This window comes from Clostridium sp. MCC345, assembly GCF_018785345.1.
GTDB classification, from domain to species: domain Bacteria; phylum Bacillota; class Clostridia; order Lachnospirales; family Anaerotignaceae; genus Anaerotignum_A; species Anaerotignum_A faecicola.
Genome location: NZ_WQPP01000044.1, coordinates 68,686 through 91,807, shown reverse-complemented (window position 1 = coordinate 91,807; position 23,122 = coordinate 68,686). Strand labels below are relative to the sequence as shown.

The following is a 23,122-nucleotide window of genomic DNA, read 5'->3' as shown; positions in this document are numbered from 1 at the left end:
CCCCTATCCGGCAATGCTCGTTTTTTTGCAGCTGGCTGCCAGTTGAAAGGCCCTGTAGCTTTGCGTCATAGGCTTTCGCCTACTTTGCCGAATTATGCTTGTTTTCTGCGGAATTTATTATTTTATGCAATTTGAATTACAGCAAAAAGGGATTTCTATTACAACCTTAATTTATAAAAAATATCCTGATTTGTAATATTTTTTCGTAAGAGGGGGGTTTTGTTTCGTTTAAAGGCACTACAATAAAAAAGAAGGCAACCCATTTGGATTGCCTTTTCATGAGAGATATCTTATTTATTTAAGCCTCCTGCAGCAGCTGCTTCAAATCCGCCTCCGGAGTCGTGATTGGTGCAATCCCGAAATTCTCCACAAGGTACTGCAGCACATTGGGCGAAACAAATGCCGGCAGAGTCGGGCCAAGGCGAATGTTCTTGATGCCCAAATACAGCAGGGTCAGCAGGATACACACCGCCTTCTGCTCATACCAGGAAAGCACCATGGACAGCGGCAGATCATTCACGCCGCAGCCGAACGCATCGGCAAGCGCAACGGCAATCTGAATCGCACTGTAAGCATCATTGCACTGCCCGATATCCATCAGACGGGGCAGACCGCCAATGGTGCCAAGGTCAAGGTCATTGAAGCGGTATTTGCCACAGGCAAGCGTCAGCACAACCGTATCCGCAGGGGTCTGCTTTACGAACTCCGTATAATAATTGCGCCCGGGACGCGCCCCGTCGCAGCCTGCAACAAGGAAGAAATGTCTGATTGCGCCGGCTTTCACAGCCTCGATGACTTTATCCGCCACCCCAAGCACCGTGCCGCGTGCAAAGCCTGTCATCACTGTATTGCCGCCATTGATGCCTGTAAACATTCTATCCTCGGCATAGCCACCCAGCTCCAGCGCCTTTTCAATCACAGGGGTGAAGTCCTTATCCGCGCCGATATGCGTCATTTCGGGATAGGATACCACCTCTGTGGTAAATACGCGGTCGGCATAGCTTGCCTTCGGCGGCATCAGACAGTTGGTGGTAAACAGCACCGGCGCAGGCAACTCTGCAAATTCCTTCTGCTGATTCTGCCATGCTGTGCCGAAGTTGCCCTTGAGATGCGCATACTTTTTCAATTCGGGATAACCATGTGCGGGCAGCATTTCGCCATGGGTATAAATATGGATGCCCTTCCCCTCGGTCTGCTCCAGCAGCAGCTTGAGATCATGCAGATCGTGACCGGAAATCACAATAAACGGCCCCTTTTCCACAGTCAGCGGAACGGTAACAGGTGTGGGTGTGCCATAGCTTTCGGTATTTGCCTGATCCAGAAGCGCCATGCACTTGAGGTTTTTCTCACCGACCTCCATCACGATGGGCAGCAGCTCCTCCATGCCCCAATCCTCGCCGACAGCAAAAAGCGCCTTTGCGAAGAAATCGTTCACCGCATCATCGGTATAGCCCAGCACCAGGGCATGATGCGCATAGGCCGCCATGCCGCGCACCCCGAACAGAATCAGGGATTTCAGGCTGCGGATATCCTCCTGCGCATTCCAGAGCCTTGCCATATCGTAATCGGCAGCGCGACCGCACGGAGCAGCACAGTCCGAACAGTCAGGCACAAGCCTTGCCTTTTCCGCATGTACGCGGTCAATCAGCTCGCGCAGTGTCTTTTCGTTGAAGCTTACATTTGTAACGGTGGTAAATAATCCCTCAATCATCAGCCGCCATGTGCCGTCATTCACATCGGGGGCATTGTCCGTTGCGCGCGCAAGCCCAATCAGCGCCCCTGTCAGCTCATCCTGCAGCTGTGCCACATCAGCAGTTTTGCCGCAAACGCCTGCATTTCCCATACAGCCGGTACATCCTGCCGTCTGCTCACACTGAAAACAAAACATTTTGTTGCCCATTTGAAACCCTCGCTTTCTTCTTTGTCCTCTTTTTAATCCAGAATTCTGCCGTCTGTGGAGATGGTCACAACCTGCCATGGAATAAATTTCCCACTCTGCTGTAATGCCGTTTTTGCCGCAAATTCCAGACCGCCGCAGCAGGGAACCTCCATGCGGACAATGGTGACGCTTTTGATATCATTCTCACGAATGATTTCGGTCAGCTTCTCGGAATAATCCACACTGTCCAGCTTCGGACAGCCCACAAGGGTGATATGCCCCTTGATGAATTTTTCGTGGAAGGCGGCATAGGCATACGCGGTGCAGTCTGCGGCAATCAGCAGCTTTGCGCCGTCAAAATACGGTGCGCGTGCAGGAACCAGCTTAATCTGCACAGGCCACTGGGACAGGCGGCTGACCGCCTCTGTATTGCAAGCCGCGGCGGATTCTTCGTGTGCGATTGTTCTGGACTGGCTTCCCGGACATCCGCAGGGGAGTGTCATCCCTTCTGTCTGCATTTTTTCCTGTAGCCTTCTACGCTTATTTTCCTCCACAGCCTTTTCATCATACGCTGCCGCTTCGCGCTCCACAAAGGTAATCGCGGCAGTGGGGCAGGTAGGCAGGCAATCGCCCAGACCATCGCAGTAGTCATCGCGCATCAGCTGCGCCTTCCCGTTTACCATAGCGATTGCGCCTTCGTGACAAGCGGCGGCACAAGCACCGCAGCCATTGCATTTATTTTGATCAATTTCAATGATTCTTCTTTTCACAATAAAAACCTCCTTGCTTTTTTGTTTTCATTATAGTATGCTAAATTCAACAAGTCGGTTGAATTTTCAACGAAAAGAGGGTTTTTATGAAAGAATTTTTTCCCATCATCCGTTCCTCTCAGCTTTTTTCGGGCGTTTCCGAGGAGGAGCTGACCGCAATGCTCTCCTGTCTGGAAACAAGAAAGGAAAGCTTTCCCAAGGATGCCCTGCTGCTGCGCATCGGGGATACGGCAGATGCCATCGGTCTTGTGCTGTCGGGCAGTATTCTAATCATACAGGAGGACATCTGGGGCAACCGCAACATCATTTCCAAGGCAGGGGTGGGGCAGACCTTTGCCGCCGCCTATGCCTGCGCGCCCGGCTCTGTGCTGAATGTAAGCGTTGTGGCAGAAACAGCTGTTACGGTGCTGTATTTGAACATAAAGCGTGTGCTGCATGTGTGCTCCTCCGCCTGTGCGCATCATAGCCATATCATCCGAAATCTGCTTGGCGAGCTTGCAGAGAAAAACCTGCGCTTCAGCGAAAAGCTGACGCACATGGGGCAGCGCACAACGCGCGCAAAGCTGATGTCCTATTTTTCCGCAGAGGCACAGCGGCTCGGAAAATATGAATTTGATATTCCCTTTTCCAGACAGCAGCTTGCGGATTACCTCGCGGTGGAGCGCAGCGGACTTTCTCTGGAGCTTGGGAAAATGCGGGATGAGGGTCTGCTGGATTTTCATAAAAACCATTTCGTTTTGAAGGTATAACGCCAATAAAAAAGCAGAAACTCCTTTTTCGCAGGAGCTTCTGCTTTTTGTTTGCTTATTTCATTCCGTTTTCAGCGAAGCGGTGGAACAGCGCCGCAAGCTCGGCACGCGTAGCAGTGCCCTTCGGATAAAGGAGATTGCTGTCGCCCTTTACAAGACCGGTATTCACCGCCCACGCCATAGCGCCCATTGCATAATCGGAAATGCTCTCATAATCGTCGAACTCCCGAATTGCCATGCCGCCCTGTGTGGTATCATAGCCCTTATACTGCGCGTAGCGATAGAAAATCGCCGCAAGCTGTTCACGGGTAATCGGATCATTCGGGGCAAAGCTGCTGTTGTCGTAGCCGCCCATAATGCCGTTTTGCTGTGCCCATGTCACCGCATCATAAAACCATGCCGTACCGGAGCCACGCACAACATCGGTAAAGCTGTTTTCTCCCTCGACAGCAGGGCTGCCCTCCATGCGATAGAAAATTACCGCAATCTGCGCACGGGTGGTGTTCGCATAAGGCGCAAAGGCTGCCGCATCCATGCCGGACATCAGTCCCTTTTCGTAGCTAAACAAAACATCCTGATAAAACCAATCGCCCGCATTGACATCCGCAAAGGGATTCTTCACTGCGTCCGGCTCTCTCTTTTTCCAGTCTGCATAAACCGTTTTGCTGCCGCTCAGCTTGATTTCCGTAATCCTCTGCGTCAAATCCTTGTCGGCATACCAGCCGCCGAAGTCATAGCCGTCACGCATCGGGGTATAGGCGGAAAGGTCAAGCGTTTTGCCGCGGGCGGCGCGGATTGCCTGCATGCTGCCGCCGCCGTTGGTTTCAAAGGTCAGCGTGTAGTAGGTCGTGCCGCCGCCACCACCGCTGCCGCTACTGCTTGAACTGCCGCCACTCGAACTCCCGCCGCTTGGACTGTCGCCGCTGTCTTTTTTCGGAATACTCTCACCTGTCGCAATCTTGGTATTGCACCCCTTACAGTAGGTGTCACCCGTATAGCCGTCCGCACTGGTGGTGGCCTCAACTCTGCCGCGCACCTCAGTGCCGCCCGTATGATTGCTTGCGTTTAATTCGCCGTAGGCTGCATTGCAGATTTCGCAGACAGCCTTCTCCGTACAGGTAGCCGTACCGCCGGAACAGTCGCCCGTTTCGGTGTGACTGCTGTTGTTCGAGCAGGTGCGGGTATGCGTCCCATTGCCGTTGGAAGTCCATTCGCCCCAGTTGTGGATACATACTGTCGGAGGCTCGGGGTCCGGTATCACTATGATCAGTGTCCAGTTGGCGTAAAGCACCACATCCTCCGTAACAGGGAAAACGTCACCCGGGCAGCCCGCTTTCTTTCCGTCAGAACTCTCCAGTGCCCAATATTCAAAAGCAGCCGTATCATATGTAAAGCCACAATCCGGAAGGGTATAATCTCCGGATGTCCCAACCGGTTGCATGTAGCCAGATGCGTTACCGCCGTCAAAAGAAACGGTGTAATTTTCGCCCTGTACATTCCACTCACCCCATGCCCCATTTGGATTGCTTTTAAAATTGTCCTTATACCCGTCAGGAACATATATCACTCGATTCTCGGGCCAGGAATCCCCATACTTATAAAATACGAATAATCCAAAGTTGATTTCATACGAATTCTTCCAATGGGTATGAACCTCCGTAAGTCTTGTGCATCCAATAAATGCGAACGATCCCACAGAATTGACGCTGTCAGGAATATCAATTTGCGTAAGAGCAGTACAGTCCTGAAAAGCAGAAATCCCTATCTTCTTGACTGTTTTGGAAATATGTACCTCGGCAAGTTCCGAGCATCCACGAAATGCGCTTTTACCAATATTGGTCACGCCTTCCTCTATAATTACCTTTTTAATCTTTTGCTTTTCGTTCTCCCACGGGCAAACCGGATCGCCAGTACCTTCAAAATCAGGCATTGCACCCTTACCTGATATGGTAAGCGTCCAGTCCGTAAGCACCCCGTCCTCGTATTGGCTGATCATCCATTCAACATCTGTTCCGGGGATAGGTATAGGGACACCCAAAAACGGCCCATATAGCACAGCAGCAACTTTCCTATAACGTGATGTATCAAGTTTCCTCTGTTCCTCGGCGGTAAGCTGCTGCATTGCATCTACAACGGCTTGAAACTGCGTCCTCACTTCCTCGATATTATCGTCATCGATATCTTTCGCATCCGGCAAAGCGTCAATCATAGCCTGTACGCTTTCCACGGTAACGACTCCCTTTGTATTTAACAGGGCAGTCATTTCCCCCTGCTCCGTTTCTGCCGCCGATACCGGCACAGAAGCCGTAGAAAACAGGAAGCAGGTGCAAAGCAGTGCCGTGTAAATCCGTTTTCTTTGTTTTTTCATTCGTTTTTCCTCCCTCCATTGCTGTCATGTCATTTCCTTTTCCGTGTCCCGCTCCTTCCTTTTTTCTGTGCCATGCAGACACCGCAGAAAGAGCCTTTCACTTATATAGGTACAAAAAAACAGAAAAACTCTCACCTAAAAATCAAATTTTTTTAAAAAAAATAAAAAAATCAGCTTGCCTGCCGCCAGAATCCCCACAGGCAAAAGATACGCGATATACTGCGCTGTGCCGCCGTAGGCAATCAGCAGGTTATAAATTGCGTGAAAGGTAATCGCCGCCCCAAGCAGTCCGCAGGTTCCGGCAATTTTCAGCCACGTCCGCCGCCATACATACGCAAGCCCGCCGCCGACGATGGCTCCGCAAATCACATGCATTGCTCCCGTTCCGATGCCACGGAAGAAAATAAAGGAGAAATGCGCGGCTCCGTTTTGAATCAGATAGCAGATATTTTCAAAGGTCGCAAAGGAAAGCGCAGTAATCACTGCGGCAATCCCAATCTGCCGTGCCTGCGGCTCAAATACCAAAAGATAAAAGAGCAGCGGCAGCAGCTTCATCCCTTCCTCCACCACAGGCGCAATCTCCACAGTGGCGGCAAAGGCATCCGCCCCATACAGCGCCGCAAGAAAGGTATTGAGATATGCAGAAAGCAGGCACATGCCCATTCCCGCAAAGCAGAACAGAAAAGCCCCTGTATGCCGTTTTCCCATGCACAGGGCGGCAATCAGCAGAGGCGATGCCATGCAGATAAAAATATTTTCCATATATGTCATGCCTGCACCGCCCTTCCTGTGGCAGGCAGCAGAGCGAATACGCAGCCCGTCAGCAGAACATCAAACCCGTAATAGAGGAAGGAAGCCAAATCCCCCTGTCGGAAGCAGCCGGAAGTCCAAAGGATATATTCCGCCGCCACATAGCACAGCACCCCGATATGGAAATATCGCAGCTGCCGCGCCGCTCCCGTCTGCGTCCGCGCATAAGCAAGCCCCCGTATCGCATAATAGGAAACAGCAATCATCATGCCGCACCAAAGCAGATTCGAGAGAATATCCCCAAAGGTGCAGTAAAATATACATAAGGGAACGCCTATCAGGAAGGCAATCCGCGCCCTTCGGCACACAAAGCCTCTTTCCTCCGCGGAGGAAAGGGAGTATTGCAAAATAGAAAGAAAAATAACGCTTGCCACCCAGCCAAACTCCGACACATAAAAAACCTGCGGCGTTTTTGAGAACAAAAACAGATGCAGCGTCCAGTACAGGGAGCCGAGCGCAAAACAGCCATAAAAGCAGGTCAGCAGAAAATACGCCTGCTTTCTGCCCTTCAGATATCGCATCCCGCTCAGGCAAAAGCCCAGCAGGGTAACAGAGAATTGCACAAAGTTATCGGCAAGTTCCATTCGCATTGTCCCCCTTTTGCTCCTCCGACTGTTCGTCCTTATGCAGCAGGCAGATACGGAAGCACGCGATTGTCACACATACACCAAGGACAAAGGCGAGCAGTCCGGTCACGATATATCCAAGCGCAGCACTGCCGCCCAGCATTGTTGCCGCTGTTCCAAAGCCGGAGGACATGCCCGGCTCCATTCGATTGACCATATCGGGCATAAAAAGAGAAACCCCAACGATTACCGCAAGGCACGCCGCCACGCCGAAAACGGCGGCAATCCGTTCCTGCTGCTGCCTTCTCCGACGCTCCTTTTCCGCAATCCGCCGTTTTACCTCTGCAATTCGTTCCTCATGACTCCGCATTTGTGATTCCCTCCCGTTCCAGTAATCCGCGCAGACGGCCCTTGCCCCGATACACCATATTGGTAATCTGCTTCTCGCTTTTCCCCATGACCTCAGCAGCCTGCAAATAGCTCATGCCCTCAAAATAGACCAGATAAAGCGCCTCTCGGTAATCCGGATTTAACGCAGCCATGCAGAAATGCAGAATCCGATCCCGCTCCTTTGTGCGGACAACCTCCTCCACCAGTGTCTGTCCGTCCGGCTCCTCGGTCAGATTATCCAGGCTGAAGAAAAGCCGCCGTCTGCTTCTGCCGCGTAAAGCCATGTGCCGTGCCGCTTTATACAGATAGGCCTTTAAGCCGCCGTCTCGAATACGTGGCTTTTTCGTAAATAAATAGGAAAAGACTTCGATCATCAAATCCTCCGCTTCGTGAACGTCATGCAGATAGCCGTTGATATATAAGGTCAGCGGATTGCCGTATTTTTTCATCAATGCCACAAGCCCCGCTTCATCGCCGCAAAGATATTGCCTGTAAAGCTCTTCATCCATCGCCATGCCGTTCACTTCCTTTCCATCGCATCCTCTCAGCACAGAAAGGCATTGCGCCGCAAAAGGATGTCCTCTGTCTGAAATACTATCTCCAGTATATGCGAACATCCGCATAAATTCAAGATTTTCGTCATCAATCGCATCTGCATGCTGTCGGCAGATTTTTCTAAGATGCTCCGATGCGGAAATCTGCATCTTCTCCCCCGATCCCGTCAGAAATCCATAAAACCGCGGACTGACTGCAACCAACTTGCTTTTCTCGCAAAAATCCTCTATGATAAGCTTAAATCAGCCATTTTCTCGCAAAGGAGGAACCTTCTATGGATAAGGATTTCTTGAAATTTATGTCATTCGTTGCCTTTATGGAAGCGAAAAAAGAAGCGGAACGGGATTGTTCTGCCGAAGATACCGGATGGCAGGATACCATCCCTACTATCAGAAGAAAGCCCGACCCTGCTACAGAAGCGCTTCTTCTCAGCCGCATCCGGATGCCCGAAAAGCCGGTAAACAAAATGGGATCCGGCGAAAAGGTTTTTATGGGTATCGGCATCATTGGTCTGTTTGATGCCGCTTTCGGTCTCTTTCTGATGGACGCTTTTTATTTTCTTGTCGGGCTTGTTGTCGGTGTTTCCTTTATCATCATGGCAACCTCAAATGCAAAAAAGAGATATGATGAAAAGCTGGCAGAATATGAGCTGGCACAGAGGGACTTCCCTGCTTATCAGAGAAAAATGCTCGCTAAGCAGAGGCTCGGAAAATAAACGGAATGATTGGAGGGGATCAGATAATGTCACAAAAAAGGAGTACCATTCTTATCTGGGCCGCGGTCATTTTTATTCTCATTGTCACATGCTTGATTACCGACCGCAACAATCTTGCAGAAAGAACGCTTTATTCCTCACAGGAGGAAATGCAGTCCGCCCTACAGGATACCTTTGTATATTACACCGCGAGAGGGGAACGACAGGCATGGAGCATCCATGGCGATACCGCAATACAAACCTATGAAAACGGCGCAGTATTTTCGTATACCATCACGAAATGGCATCCGCACCGCGGTGCGCTGACGCTCACACTGGACACCACAGCACAAAAGGAAACGCTGTTTGTTGCACTTAATGGCTCTCTGTTTGATCAGCATAAGCATGTCTTTCGTCCGGAAGCACAGCTTGCCTCCTCCGACAGAAGCGCGAGGCGCAAGCCTGTTTCCGGGCAGAATCAGCCTGCTGCGCAGAATAAACCCTCCGAGCAGAGTAAATCTTCCGAGCAGAGTAAGCCTGCTGAAACAACTCCCACCCCCGTATATACCGCCCCCAAATCGCAGAAAAAGCCCGAACTGCCCGATTGCGGCGATTATGAAAGCTATGAGGATTTCATGGATGACTGGGATGGCTATATGCCGGATGGCAGTGATGCAGAGGATTACTGGGAGGATTGGTAAGAACGGTATGCAGAAAGGGAGTATGCACATGAATGACAGAAAGATGGTCTTAGATGGCATGATGGGACTGGTGGTCGGGGACGCATTGGGGTGTCCCGTTCAGTTTCTCAACAGAGAGGAGCTTCGGGAGCGTGGAGCCGTCACCGAAATGGAGGGCTACGGCACCTATAACATGCCCCCCGGCACATGGACGGATGACAGCAGTATGGCGCTTGCAACCCTCGCGAGCATCAACGAAAGGAACGGCATCGACCTGCGCGATATCATGGAACGCTTTCTCGATTGGGAATTTCATGGCGCATATACCCCCTTCGGCGAGGCGTTTGATGAGGGGAATACCTGCAGCAACGCCATCTATAAGTATCGTGACAGCCACGACCTCGCAACCTGCGGCGAAACGGGCGAATATTCCAACGGCAACGGCGCATTGATGCGAATTCTCCCTGTCTGCCTGTATTTCATTCAGAAGGAAGATATTTCGGATGCGGATGCCCTTCGGCAAATCCATCTGGCAACAGGGCTTACGCATAATCATCTGCGGTGTCATATCGCAAGCGGATTGTATTATTTTATCGCAAAAGCCATCGTCACAATGGCACCAAAAAATGCCGATTTGAAAACCTGTATCCAATACGGCTTAGAAAAAGGCTTTGCATTTTATCACACGCCCGAAAGCCTTGCGGAGCTGATGTACTTCCAGAGATTACGCGACTTAAATGAATTTTTCTCCCTGCCCGAAGATGAAATCCAAAGTGACGGCTATGTTCTGCATGCTTTGGAGGCGGCAATCTGGTGTCTGCTTCATACCAATCGCTTTCGGGACTGCCTGCTCCGCGCAGTCAATCTCGGCGATGATACCGATACCATAGCCGCAATCGCAGGAGGGCTTGCAGGGCTGTACTATCACTATGAAGCCATGCCGGCAGAATGGCTGGATGCAATTCAGAAAAGGGATTGGATTGAAAATCTGTGTTTAAATAAATAGTGGACTTGCGGATTTGACCTCAATCGGAATCAACTGTCCATCACGCTGAATGATAAAATCAATTTCAGCACCACACACGCTCTGGCATCTCGCCGACCGCCAGATACTAACGGTAAAACTGTTATAACAGATATTCGCGTAAAAATCTGCGAAATTTTATCTGATTTTCGCACTAAACTACACGAATATTTCCGACAATTTCACACTTTTCTGCGCGAATACTGCGATTTCTAACCATAAGCACAAAGAATAGCCCTCTCGATTTCAATCGAGAGGGCTTTCTTATCCAATCCGTTTAAATATTTACAGACTGCGTTTATTTTGTAATCGTCACTGTTTTTGTTGCATCGTCCCAGGCGACAGCCGCACCAAGCTCATCCGCCACAAAGCGAACGGGTACGAAGGTACGTCCATCAATAATGACAGGTGCAACGCCGTATTTTTCAAGCGTCTTGCCGATTGTCATTTTGATTTCCCTGCCGTCAATCGTCAGCGTAACCGTTTTTGTGATGCCGTTCCAGTCAACCTTACCACCCAGAGATTCTGTAATGAATCTGATGGGTACCAGAGTTCTGTCATTTCTGATCACAGGAGCCGCATCTTTTTCATAAACCACGCCGTTCACAGAAAGATTTTTGCTGTCAATCTGCATTTTTACAATCGTCTGCTTTATGCCATCCTCCTGTTTTGTTCCATCTTCCTGCTTTGTGCCGTCATCAGAAGCGTCTGCCTTACCATTATCGGTAGAAGGTGTTTCTAAAACAGTGCTATCACTATCATCGGAGGAAGAAGGACGCTTCCGAATCTGCAACGTACCATTCTCGTAAACAGCCTCATAGTTTGCATTGATGTCTACCACGCTAGGAATAATTTCCGCTGTGCCAACCTTGCCTGTGTCAAGGTCACTGCTGTAGCTTAATGTAATTTTGCCGCCAAGCACATCATCGCCAATCAGACCTGTCACTTCATAATCCGTTCCTTCAACAGGGTTTGATAAATCAGGGGCAGCATTGCCTTTCCGTATGCTCTTATCCAGAGCCTTAATGGTAACCTTCGCTTTATTGATTGTAAAGGTTGTTTCGCCGCTTACAGTGTAGTTTCCGCCTTCGCCATCAACCACAATCACTCTGCCTGTGCCTGCATTTATATTATCTTTGTAGGATAAGGTATACTCATTTTCAGGAATATTCTCTTTTACAACTACTGTGGGCACGATTGCACTGCCTGTATAGGTATAGGTACCCGTAACCTTCAAAGTAGCTGTCACAGGCTTTGGCGTAATGCTCCAATTTACAGTAACCTCACCTGTATAGTTATTGCCGTTTGCCGATACTGTTACCGTATATGTTCCTGCATCAGATCCATATGTAATCTCAGAGCCGTAGTCCGGTCCAAGTACCAATGTTCTTCCATCAAGAACAACACTCTTTATCTCAGGATATTGATTTTTACCGTTGTATACAAAACTGTCATGGTCAAGATTTATCGTTGCACCTGAAATATCCTTACGTGCAATACTTACGGTAATACTGCCTTCTTCCGTATCATTGTGGTTGTTGTCGCCTACGGATTTATAGAATACTGTGTATTCTCCTGCATTTGCAGCCTTTGGAAGTTCTGCCGCATATGTTCCGTTTTCACCGATTTTATACTGCATCTCGCCTGTACTGCTTAATCCTGCATTAACAAGTACCTGTTCATTACCGTTATAAACAATATTTTCTATTGCTGTAGGTGCGGTTGCTTTGCCTTCTGCTTTTTCTATTGTGAATGTTTCTTCAATTCGATTTACTTCATAGTTTCCACCATTATTATCGGTAACGATAATTTTCCCCGTACCTGCGTTTGTATTGCTTTCGTAGGAAACATTATATTCACTTTCAGGAATAACCGTTTCACCGTCTTTTAAAACAACTGTCGGTTCTATTGCAACGCCTGTGTAAGTAAATGTTTTTGTAAATTCAATATTTGCCGAAACATTCTTTCTTGCAATTTCAAATGTCTTTTGGATACTTCCGCTGTAATTGCCTTTGAATGTTATATCCGCATTGGCAGTACCTGCATTCGTGTTGTTTGAATATGCAACATCATAATCTGTACCTTTTACCAATTTTTTACTGCCGTCTTTTATTGTTATTTCAGGTTCTATGTTTTCACCTGTATATACGTTTCCGCCTGCAACCGTTGCGTCGGCGTTTGTCATATCCTTTGCTGTAATGCTCCAAGGGACTTCAACAGTACCTGTATAGTTATGGTCATTTGCCAATACTGTCAATGTATACGCTCCTACATTCATTTCCGTATTGACGGCATATCCGTAATCATCATTAATTCCCTGTGTCAGTGTTACTCCGTCGAGAACTACGCTTATTACTTCCGGCAGCTGTTCTTCACCGTTATATACAAAGCTGTCATGGTTAAGTTTTACTTCTGCACCTTCAATACTCTTAGGATATATTGTAAATGCTTTTGTTCCCTTATAGAGATAATCCTTTGTTTCATAACTTATAGTTACGGTATACTCTCCTGCATCTGTAGGAACACCGTTAAGAGCAGTACCGTCCTTCTTCGCATACGAAACAGCATATGTACTTGGTATCCAATCTTCTGATGCCACAGAAAGCAGAGGTTCTTTCGGTTTTTCGCCATAAGTCCAGCTGTCCATAGTTATATAGTTACTGTTTATAGTTTTTTCAGGCTTACTTTCTGTTTTAAAATAAATATCCGTAGACAGTATTTTATAGTTTGTAGTCTTAAGATTTAATTTAATATTTCCTATTGATGTCGAATCTTTATAATTCTTCATCGGTATAGCGGTAAGTATCAGCTTTCCGTTTTCAATTTTTGCTTCTTTAAAACAGCCTGTGTTTAAAGTTATAGCGTCAAAATAACCAACATATGCTTCAATTTTATCATTTTCCGTTATACCTTTAACATCTTTAAGAAGATCTCTTAAATCAATCTCGTATGTTCTTTCCACACCTGTTATAAAAACAGTTTTATCGAATGTCGGAGCAGTGTCGTTATAACCTTCTGCCGGATTGATTGTAAAGCCAAACTGGCTTGTTGCTTCTTGTATTCCGTCTGTTTCATCAAATACAGCCTCTACAATATAATCTCCCGCATTTACAGGATTGCCTGCCAAAGCTGTTGCACTTGTTTTCTTATAACTTCCGTCAGACTGTTTTTCGGCAGGATAGTAATTAAACTTAATATCCTCAAGTTTATAGTATGTATTGCTGTAATCCGTCTTAACGGTATCGTTTACTTCATTGCTGTACTCTATTGTCAATCCGTTTCCTTCACTCGGACTTTTTATTGCCGTACCGTCATAAGTTTTTCCGTAAGGATAACCTCTCCATCCGGAGCTTGTGACATTCGGTACCAGCTTCACAATTTTAACTTGTATAACATTGTCTGCTGTCTGTGTGTCAGCCATATTTTCATTGCCTGTGTATTTTACTCCAAATTCAAGTTCGCCTATACCCAAATCCGAAGCCGGTAAGGATATACGGAAATTTCCATTGTCGTTTACGGCAAATTTTCCGTAAGTGGTTTCTCCGGCATAAAGTTCCACATAATTAGATGTAAGTGTATCATCTCCGCTGTAAGTGCTTATATTGTTTGTATTTGTACTGGTTGCCGCTGTTCCTGTAGTTTCAACCCTGCCGTCAACATAAATTTGGTCGAAATATGTAACTGCCGAAGAATATGAATCTATACTAATATTCGATTCTGACTGTGAAACAGTAAATGTATATGTCCTGTTTATTGTGTATCCGTCATATGTAGCGGATACAGTAAGGGTATGCTCGCCTGCCGGAAGATTCCACAGTGCTGTTTCCGTAGAAAGGTCAATACCGTTACTTGTTACTTCTTCTGTAACTTCATCATAGTTATCAATTTTATATTTTAAGGTAACACCGCTTTTCGAAAAAGCAAATGTTAATAATCCGCTTTCTGCTGTGCCGTATACAATACTGTCAAGATCATTCTGTGTCGGTTCGCTCGTAATATAAAGCGGTATTTCCACTATTTCCACAGCAGAACCTATTACCGAACTGTTAAGCTGTGCTTCTGTTGCATATGTTCTGTCAACTTTCATTGCCGCACCGAAAACAAGCATTGAACCTATAGGCTGAGTAGCATCAATCTTGCTGTATTTTGTACCTATACCGAGAGTTACTTTCGCCTGTCCATTAAAAATCGTAAGATTTAAAACTTCTCCCGTTGTTTCGGCAGTATTTGTAATATTTACAGTACCGCCGATAATTCCAACACTGTTTATTTTCTTTCCGTTCAAATCCAAATCGAAATTTCCGGAATTTATTGTTAAGCTGTTGCCGTTATCATCTTCAAGAAGTTTCAGTGTACCGCTTGTTCCTGATGTAACGGCAGAATCGGTTAATGCCGTTTTTAAATCCTTGAAATATTTTGTTGTACCGTCTATCGATTTCCATTCTACGGATACATCTAAAGTTTCGTTGCAGTATTTACATACTTTTGTATCTATGTCAATCTCGTTATGGTCGCATTGTACTACATAAAATACAGGATATTGGCTGTTTGACATATACAGCTTCTTTGCAGTTGCATACTCAATCCAGTTGCCTTTTTTATCTTTATAAGCATATCCGTCTGCCAAGAAATCAGTAATTGGTTTATTTGTATTATCAATATTACTTATAACTACCTGACCGCCCGAAAGTGTAATATCACCACCGCTGCTGAAAATATATCCAATGGTTCCTGATGACTCCGGTGCAAAAATCAATGTACCGTTTGTACCTACATAAATAGTACAACTGCCGTTTCCTACACTATCAATAATAGTTACTTTTCCTCTGTTTCCGTTGCTGTTTGCAACCTTTCCCACGTATAAATTACTACCTAATCTTTTTCCGTTTAAATCAAGAGTAATTCCTGTTTCTTCTGTATATATATAATGTGAAACGTAAGCGTCGCTTTCATCCTTTAATACAGTAACAACACTTCCGCCTGCAAGCGGAGTATCTGTAAATATCTCTGCAAGTGTAGCGTAATATGTTGTTGTATCTCCGATTGTCAGCTTTGCCCCTGCCTCGGTAATATTGAGTTTTGCTTCGGCATTGACCATAGTATTATTTATTTCGTGTACGTATACCTTATATTCTCCCGCCTTTACTCCTTCGTCTGTTGTAATCGTAACAGTATATGTATTTTCGCCGCTGTTTTCTATTGTTGCAGTAATATTTACAGTTGCATCATTTTGAACATAAGCTGTCAAATCATCTGTTCCGTCATAGTTTACGGTAAATGTAACGGAGTTTCCCGCAACAACGTTTTTGTTTTCGCTGTCAGCGGCAAAAGAAATGGTACTTTTTACAGGCGGTGTTACCTGTCCGCCAGCTGCATTGGTAATCTTTTTGGCAACTTCTTCGCCTACTTTGTAAGTTCCGTCAGAAAATACTGCCTGTGATACATCACCGTCAACTTCCGTTGAACCGTAGATAATAATTGAAGACGGACTTAATGTCGGTTCTTTTGTCAGCTCTACAGCCTTGTCCGTTCCCGAAATTGTTATGTTATCATCTTCGGTAGAAATATATAATGTACCCTTTACACCGACTTTCGCACCGCTGATATCCGCAGAACCTTTTATAATCTCCAAATCACCTGTAATTGCCGCATCTGCCTCGGAAGGTGCAGTCATAACAAATTTCCCGTTTTCATTGGTAGTTTCTACTCTTACATTGCCTTCAACTGTACCGTTATTTAATGTAAGGTCATAACCTGCGGTAATATCACTTTTAATTGAATGACCGTTCATTTCAATTATTAAAGGAGAATATGTATTTTCATCATCATCAAGAGTTGCGTCCTTTAACAATGTAATTGTAGTTACACTTTCTTCTCCGGAAACATCAGAAATAGCATCATCTAATGTGTCATATTCCGTATCACCGATTTTAGCCACAGCTTCTTCTGTTGCATATACGGCTGTTTCGTTTTCCGCTGTCAAGGTAACTGCTTCCTGTGCAGGCTGTTTTTCTTCTTCCTGCTTGTTGCTTTCGTCAGCAGAAGGTGTTTCGGAGTCTTTTGTTTCGTCCTTAGTTTCCTCCTGCTTTTCCTCAGGCTTGCTTTCTTCTTCCTGTGTATCGCCTTCTGAAGTGCCTTCCTCCTGTTCTTCCGCATCGACCCTTTCGGTTTCCTCGGCTTTGACTTCCTCTGTCGGCGTACTTTCCTCGGAAGCACTTTCCTCTGTCCGTTCTTCGGCTTCAGATACCGCCTTAATGTCCCCCCCCCGAGGACTTTCGCTTTCCGCCAGTGCCGTTGACGGCACAGAATTCAGACACATCGTCAGCGCAACGACCGCACCTGTCACTTTCGCGCCTGTCACCTTTTTCATAGACCTTCCTCCTTTTGTATCTTTTGTCATTCCTGTAAAAATACGTTCTTCTCGCAGGAATAAGTAACGTTCTCCCGAAAATGCCACTACGACAAAATTCTACATAAATTATATCAAACCACACCCGAAATGTAAATCATACCAAAGTATGATAAATATTCCATGAAACACTCTTCTTCCTTCCAAATGCTACCAAAATGAAGAAAGGTGCCAAAAATCTGACACCTCTGCTCTATATAACTTATTTCATCCTGTAATTTCCCCCTGCATTTCCCCCAGCATCCGAATCATCGTCTCCTTCAGTCTTTCGTTATACGGTGAACTGGGGTCAAAGCACAGTTCGATAAACTGCTGTAGTTCCTTATTATCCGCCAAAGATTTCGGCTGATGTGCATACAATTTTCCTTCGGGGTTATCCGTGCGAGCAAAGATGTAATCCATAGACACGTCAAAATAGTCCGCATATTTTCTCAGATTTTCAACCGTTGGTGTTGCTGTTCCCTGCTCATAGCGGTTAATACTGGGCTGTTTCAATCCCAAAATCTCCGCCATTTTCATCTGTGACAGCCCCATGCTCTCTCTTAGCCCCTTGAGCCGCTTTCCCATTTCTTTCACGCGCATCCTCCTCCCCGTATTCCATGACACGAAAGGCGCTCACCGTTTTCCGATGAACGCCCTCGGTTATTCTTTTTCCGATTTATTTTTCAATTTTCGTGATTGTCACTGTCTTTGTTGCATCGTCCCAAGCGACGGTTGCGCCAAGCTCGTCTGCCACAAAGCGAACAGGTACGAAGGTGCGTCCATCAATAATCACAGGTGCAACACCGTATTTCTCCAGTGTTTTGCCAACTGTCATCTTGATTTCCTTGCCGTCGATGTGCAGTGTAACCTCTTTTGTTGCGCCGTTCCAATCAACCTTGCCGCCCAGAGTTTCTGTAACGATTCTGATAGGAACCAGAGTTCTGTCATTGCGAATAACGGGTGCAGCATCGTAAATCACTGCTTCATTATCCACGTTGACAATGCGACTGCCGATTTGCAGCTTGATTACCTTGCTCTTTTCAGCCGCGCTGTTCTGGTTAGCATCTGCCGCATCCTTCTGTACGAATGTCGCATCAACGGAAACCTTACCCTTCGGCATTGTGAAGGTGTATTCATTATCGTTTACCTTCGTCAGCTTCACGTTGCTGTTGTCTTTATCCTTCACAGTTACCTTATCCAGCTGATAGCCGCTGTCAGGTGTTGCTTTGATTGTTACCTTCTCGCCTGCTTCTGCCTTTGCAGGAGTAACGGAAATCTTGCCGTTCTCTGTCTTGCCTGTGTTAACGCCGTAGGTCGGTGCGGAGGTATCAGAAGAGGAGGAAGATGATTTCTTGCGAGAAACGCTTACTGTGCAGGAAGCAGTGCCTTCACCGTAGTTGCTTAAATCCCCATCAATCTGTGCCGTAAAGATATATGTTTTGGTTGCATTAGGCAAAGATACAGAATATGTACCATCTTCATTCTTTGTAGGTTTGATACTGTCATCACTGCATACAATACCTGTTACTTTAATTTCATCAACTGTACTGTCTGCAGTAAGTTTAACTGTGCCTGCACCTCTCATTGTTTCTTTATCGGCAACAACAGATACCGGGTAATCTGCCGCCGTAATTACAAGACCACCTGTAATTGTCTGGCTGAAAGCCTCATAGGTATCATCTTCGGCACGCGTAATAATTACATCATAGGTGCCGACTGCCGTAGGAGCTGCTACTGTTTCTTCGCCTTTCTTATAGCTGATTGTAAATCCTTCAAGCTCGCTGGTTAAAGTATATGCTTTTCCTGTTCCGTCATATTTACTGCTCTGAACAGCATTTTCACCGGAATCAAATGCAGGGATTGTTTCCTTCTTTGTCCATACAGCATATAATGTGACATTGCCGTTATTTTCCGCAGTTAAGTTCTTAACAGAAACCTTATCAGGATATTCAGAAGTTTCCCCTTTTGTCGTAGACCATCCGGCAAAATTATATCCTGTCCTTGTATATTTATTTTCAGAAAGTGCATCAGATGTATCATAGGTCATTGTCTGCACTTTCATAGCGCCGTCTGTGCTGCCATTGCCATCAAATGTTACGGTATATTTATTAGGTATAGCCGCAAGAGATACTGTTTTATTTTCGTCTACATTTTTAATCTCAATACTTGCAGATTTTTTATCTTCGCTGAAAGAAGAATAAGTTGTCCTATCAGGCGCTGTTTCAGGAAGCGTATAGCCTGTGTCTGCTATAATTGTAGCAGTATAATCTTCACCTTGCTTAATTTGCGTTACAGTTGCACCTTCTACTTTTGCATGGGACAGATTCAATGTGACCTTATAATAGTTCTCATCGCTGTAAGCCAATTTCAAATAGTTTCCTGTTTCATCAGCCGCTACAATCGTGTTCTCTGTATCAGGAACAAAATATTTTGCCGAATCTTTATAATATTTTGTATCCGTTTCCGCTGTAGTTATCTGAACGGTACGTCCTTTCTGGAGTTGCGTTTCTGTTGTTACCCCTATGGAAGCACCGTCTTTCAGTTGCCCCAGATGAATTGTCTGACGCTCTGCATACGCATCTCCTAATTCATTTCTATTATTAAGAGATAAATAGATATTATTTTCCGCTGTAGCAGCTGAGGTATCAACAGTGTATACATCACCAGCTACATTCACTTTAGCACCTTTTTTATTATTGGCAATAACAGGAGAACCACTTATGGTAACAGTCTGGTCATAGACAGAATCTCCCTTTTTTCTTGCAGATGTCATATTTATTGCTCCGCCTTCTCCGCCTGTTACATAGTTTCCAACAATTTTGCCACCTGTAATATGAACTGTCCCACGATTATAAGGACCATAATGGAATGCTATTGCACCGCCTCTATGGGAGGTATTATTCGTTATTGTACCTCCATTGATATTTAACGTGCCTCCTAAAACATAAAATGCACCGCCGCCGATTGTACGATTCTCTGCATTTTCTGCTGTACATGTATCAATATTTCCGGAAACTTCGCCACCATTCATTGTAAATGTCCCACTTACAGATGCTGCTGCGCCACCATTCCACGAACCATCTTTTATATTATCGGAAATCTTACCGGAATTAAGTGTGAACGTCCCTCCGACAGCAATACCGCCGCCATTTGTTTGGCTTGTCGGATTGATAACATGGTTGCCAGAGATTTCACCGCCGTCCATCGTAGCAGTAACACCTTTATCCAAATAAATACCACCGCCAGCAACTGTGCCATAATTCTCTTTAATCTGACAGTTCTTTAAAGTTAAAACTCCGGTAGAAGTTTCCTCCTTCCAAGCTCGTGCAGCACAGATACCTGCACCACTTCCGGACTCACTTTTGTTTCCTTGAATCAAAACATTTTCGAGCGAAACATTATATTCGTAATCCTTTGTTCCCGGGATACAGATACCGCCACCATTTGTTGCTGCTGTATTACCTGTAATTTTTAAATTTGAAGCAGTAAAAGAAGATTTTCCATTTGCATAAATACCGCCACCGCTATTGGACTGGTTATTTTCTATCGTACCGCCGGTTATATCAGCTACACTTCCTACTGTTAAATTTAAACCGCCGCCATTACCTGTAGAATCATTTGTACTTACTGCCGTATTTTCCGATATTGTTCCGCCGGACATTCTCAAACAGGAACTATATACATTGATCCCACCACCTGTTGTTGCTGCTGCGTTGTTTTCAAATGTACCACCCTTAACATAAAGTATTGAGTAACCATCTGCACATACAGCGCCACCTGCACCATCAGACTTATTATTTGTAAAATTACCATCGGAAATTGTACAATAAGAAGCATCCGAAGCAGTATAATCTTCTCCTGTATCATTTTTAACGCCGGACAGATAAATTGCTCCGCCATCACCCCAGCCATTTCTTGCATAGTTGCCGCTTATCGTACCACCGGTCATTTCAATCTTGCCATAGCTTGCAATACCTGCACCACGCCAGCCAACATTGTTATTGCGAATTGTACCACCGGAAATTTTCATCAAACCGCCATTTAACACAGCACCGCCAAACCGAACTTTATCCGTAACAGATGGGAATGTATATTCTCCTGTTTCTTCATCTTTCATTGCAATAGCACCACTGGTTGTTGTGTTATCGTTGTTTTCCAGAATTGTGCCACTCTTAACTGTAAGTGTACCAAAATTATAAATCATTGCACTGGTAGCTTCTACGCCGCCGTTTTCTGTTCCTCGACCAAGCGTTGTATCTTCAGAGCCTTCCCATACAGCGCCACCATCAATCTTAACGTCTTTCAGCGTAAGAGAACTTCCTTCAGGAACAACTATCATATAATCTTTAAACGCTTCACCACGCTTGATTGTGCCGCCGGAAATGGTTACATCACCGGAAATGGTCACCTGACCTTTCAGTGTCAAAGTTTTTCCTTCTGCAATCGTTAAATCCTCAGAAAGTGTGGTTGCATCTGTCCATTCTGTATCTTCACTAATTACGCTGTCTTCACTCTGCAGTGCAACGGCTGCCGCTTCGTCCCCTGTTGTGCCATGTGTTTTCGGCGTTTCTGTAGGTTCTTCTTCCTCAGGCTCTGCCACAACCACAGGTTTTTCCTCATCTAACAGCGGCAGTGTCGCAATGCCCTTCTCCGCATCTGCCTGCAATGTTGCCGCGTCATTTTCTTCCGCCGCAAACGCCGGCACGGAAACCATGCTTGCCGCTACGGTCAGCGCAAGCGCCTTCGCGTAATAATTCTTTTTCATAACCATCTTCCTCCTTTTTCATTGCCAAATAAAGCCCCATGTTTTTGTAAAAAACAAAAAGGCACTCCCCTCTCGGCAGCGCACTTGTTGCAGCTGGCTGCCATTTGAAAGGCCCTTTAGCTTTGCGTCACAGGCTTTCGCCTGCTTTGCCATCGTTTTCATTTGCATTTGTTGCCCCTAATTTTTGTAAAACACCCCCGATTTTCTCTCACATAATACGGACTACACATTCTGTCCTTTATCCGCCGTCTTTTCATTGTGAAAAAGAGAAAATTTTTCAAAATGCGACTGCCACTATTGATTCTCTCAGACGCGAGATGGCAGAAAAAAGGAATTTCTGCATAAAAAAGGCACACAAAAGAAGCTGGCAAAAAAGAATCCTTTTACCGGCTTTTTTCGTGTACTGAATTTTGTAAAATTATGTAGGACTTCCTTGAATAATGTTTCTTTTGGTGATATACTGAAAAAAATACATGGCGAATTCATGCTTTTTTCCGAAAAATCAGTGTTGAATTTTCCATATACGAAACAGAATGTGTAGTTTGTCCTAAATATACAACCGCATTCGCTCAATCTGGCGGATATGGCTTTCCGCCGATTCCATCACATAAATACGGGTAGTTTCGATGCTGGCGTGTCCCAAAAGATCCGCCAGCTTTGCTATATCCTTCTCCAGACGGTAAAAACTCACCGCGAACAGATGGCGAAAGTTGTGCGGAAAGACCTTCTTTGCCTCGACACACGCCGCCTTGCATAGCCGCTTCATCTCTCCCCAGACGTTTGTACGGCTGATAGGCTTTCCGGTCCTTGTAATAAACACTGCCCCCGATGTGATGCAGTTCTTCTTACAATAATTCTGCAATTCCTTCCGCAATTTCTGCGGCAGAAGCACCTTTCTCTGTTTTCCCTTGCAATTCACAATCGCTGTCCCCGTCCGCACCGCTTCCGCAGTAATAAACTGCAATTCGGAAATGCGAATTCCCGTATTGCATAAGGTTTCCATGATATAAAATAATCTCTGATTCCCCTTTTGCTTTGCCGCCTTTAATAGAGAAAGATATTCCTTTTCCGACAGCTCCCGCTCCTTATCCCGAAAAATGCATCGTTGCTGTTTGAACGGCTTTACTCTGCAATCGCACCACCCTAAAAACGAAAATAGCCCATTCAACGCCACCAGTATCGCATTTGCCGTGCTTATGGCATACTGCTCCGCAAGGCTTTCCTTATACGCAATCACTCTTTCCTTTGTAAACACTTTCCCCCTCGGCAAATGTTCATAAAACCGCCAGATGTCGTGCAGATATTTCTGTATCGTACTGCTACTCTTCTCTGCCAGCCGCAAGTGCTTTTCGTATTCCCTCATCATTTCCCATGTCAAAATATGCTCCATCCTTTTCGCCTCCCTGATTTTAAAGATAATATCCCCATGATTTTAGAAAAATAATGCGGAAATGGCAAAAAGCACACAAAAAAGCCTGTAG

General features: G+C 45.8%; 15 protein-coding genes and 2 riboswitches. Of the genes, 4 read left to right on the top strand and 11 right to left on the bottom strand.

Translation table 11 applies throughout. The features are described 5' to 3' along the window. Positions 1-23 precede the first annotated feature (23 nt). A riboswitch (cyclic di-GMP riboswitch) is annotated at positions 24-99 on the bottom strand. A gap of 199 nt (positions 100-298) precedes the next feature. Continuing rightward, complete coding sequence (hcp, locus tag GPK49_RS08910) at positions 299-1,900, bottom strand: hydroxylamine reductase (protein ID WP_215677505.1); 1,602 nt, start codon at positions 1,898-1,900, stop codon at positions 299-301. A 32-nt stretch (positions 1,901-1,932) separates the two neighbouring features. Next, positions 1,933-2,649: an ATP-binding protein gene (locus GPK49_RS08905; RefSeq protein ID WP_118581327.1), complete on the bottom strand. Its 717-nt coding sequence runs from the start codon at positions 2,647-2,649 to the stop codon at positions 1,933-1,935. An 86-nt stretch (positions 2,650-2,735) separates the two neighbouring features. Here GPK49_RS08905 and GPK49_RS08900 point away from each other — a divergent pair, with 86 nt between their 5' ends. Next, the gene (locus GPK49_RS08900) at positions 2,736-3,398 is read left to right on the top strand and encodes a Crp/Fnr family transcriptional regulator (RefSeq protein WP_016407305.1); all 663 of its coding nucleotides are present in this window, start codon (positions 2,736-2,738) and stop codon (positions 3,396-3,398) included. A 55-nt stretch (positions 3,399-3,453) separates the two neighbouring features. Here the strand turns inward: GPK49_RS08900 and GPK49_RS08895 are convergent, their stop codons facing one another. The 5 genes from GPK49_RS08895 to GPK49_RS08875 form a co-directional block, all read right to left on the bottom strand. After that, the gene (locus tag GPK49_RS08895; RefSeq protein WP_215677503.1) at positions 3,454-5,766 is read right to left on the bottom strand and encodes an S-layer homology domain-containing protein; all 2,313 of its coding nucleotides are present in this window, start codon (positions 5,764-5,766) and stop codon (positions 3,454-3,456) included. A 135-nt stretch (positions 5,767-5,901) separates the two neighbouring features. After that, positions 5,902-6,537: a PrsW family glutamic-type intramembrane protease gene (locus GPK49_RS08890; RefSeq protein ID WP_215677502.1), complete on the bottom strand. Its 636-nt coding sequence runs from the start codon at positions 6,535-6,537 to the stop codon at positions 5,902-5,904. Further along, a complete protein-coding gene (locus tag GPK49_RS08885) occupies positions 6,534-7,160 on the bottom strand; it encodes a histidine kinase (RefSeq protein ID WP_215677500.1) in 627 nt (208 codons plus the stop codon). Before GPK49_RS08885 ends, GPK49_RS08890 begins: the two co-directional genes overlap by 4 nt. Beyond that, a complete protein-coding gene (locus GPK49_RS08880; RefSeq protein ID WP_215677498.1) occupies positions 7,144-7,512 on the bottom strand; it encodes a DUF4179 domain-containing protein in 369 nt (122 codons plus the stop codon). The genes GPK49_RS08885 and GPK49_RS08880 overlap by 17 nt, the downstream gene beginning before the upstream one ends. Continuing rightward, positions 7,499-8,236: an RNA polymerase sigma factor gene (locus tag GPK49_RS08875; protein WP_318283886.1), complete on the bottom strand. Its 738-nt coding sequence runs from the start codon at positions 8,234-8,236 to the stop codon at positions 7,499-7,501. The genes GPK49_RS08880 and GPK49_RS08875 overlap by 14 nt, the downstream gene beginning before the upstream one ends. Before the next feature lie 125 nt (positions 8,237-8,361). Between GPK49_RS08875 and GPK49_RS08870 the strand changes: the two genes are divergently transcribed. Genes GPK49_RS08870 through GPK49_RS08860 form a run of 3 tightly spaced genes read left to right on the top strand, consistent with a single transcriptional unit; the run spans position 8,362 to position 10,467 of the window. Continuing rightward, positions 8,362-8,802 carry a hypothetical protein gene (locus GPK49_RS08870; RefSeq protein WP_016407299.1) on the top strand — a complete coding sequence of 147 codons (441 nt, stop codon included), beginning with the start codon at positions 8,362-8,364 and terminating at the stop codon, positions 8,800-8,802. A gap of 26 nt (positions 8,803-8,828) precedes the next feature. Then, positions 8,829-9,482 carry a hypothetical protein gene (locus GPK49_RS08865; protein WP_215677496.1) on the top strand — a complete coding sequence of 218 codons (654 nt, stop codon included), beginning with the start codon at positions 8,829-8,831 and terminating at the stop codon, positions 9,480-9,482. A gap of 28 nt (positions 9,483-9,510) precedes the next feature. Beyond that, a complete protein-coding gene (locus tag GPK49_RS08860) occupies positions 9,511-10,467 on the top strand; it encodes an ADP-ribosylglycohydrolase family protein (RefSeq protein ID WP_318283885.1) in 957 nt (318 codons plus the stop codon). Positions 10,468-10,783: 316 nt separating this feature from the next. Here GPK49_RS08860 and GPK49_RS08855 read toward each other — a convergent pair whose 3' ends face one another. From GPK49_RS08855 to GPK49_RS08840, 4 genes are all read right to left on the bottom strand, one after another. Further along, positions 10,784-16,855 carry a copper amine oxidase N-terminal domain-containing protein gene (locus tag GPK49_RS08855; RefSeq protein ID WP_215677495.1) on the bottom strand — a complete coding sequence of 2,024 codons (6,072 nt, stop codon included), beginning with the start codon at positions 16,853-16,855 and terminating at the stop codon, positions 10,784-10,786. Positions 16,856-17,101: 246 nt separating this feature from the next. Further along, entirely contained in the window at positions 17,102-17,461 is a 360-nt protein-coding gene (locus tag GPK49_RS08850; RefSeq protein WP_318283890.1) for a helix-turn-helix domain-containing protein, read from the bottom strand. Positions 17,462-17,552: 91 nt separating this feature from the next. Next, positions 17,553-21,641 (bottom strand): stalk domain-containing protein, encoded by a 4,089-nt coding sequence (locus GPK49_RS08845; protein WP_215677490.1) that lies wholly within the window; start codon positions 21,639-21,641, stop codon positions 17,553-17,555. An 85-nt stretch (positions 21,642-21,726) separates the two neighbouring features. After that, positions 21,727-21,802, bottom strand: a riboswitch (cyclic di-GMP riboswitch). A 386-nt stretch (positions 21,803-22,188) separates the two neighbouring features. Continuing rightward, complete coding sequence (locus GPK49_RS08840) at positions 22,189-23,031, bottom strand: tyrosine-type recombinase/integrase (protein WP_215677488.1); 843 nt, start codon at positions 23,029-23,031, stop codon at positions 22,189-22,191. Positions 23,032-23,122 lie beyond the last annotated feature (91 nt).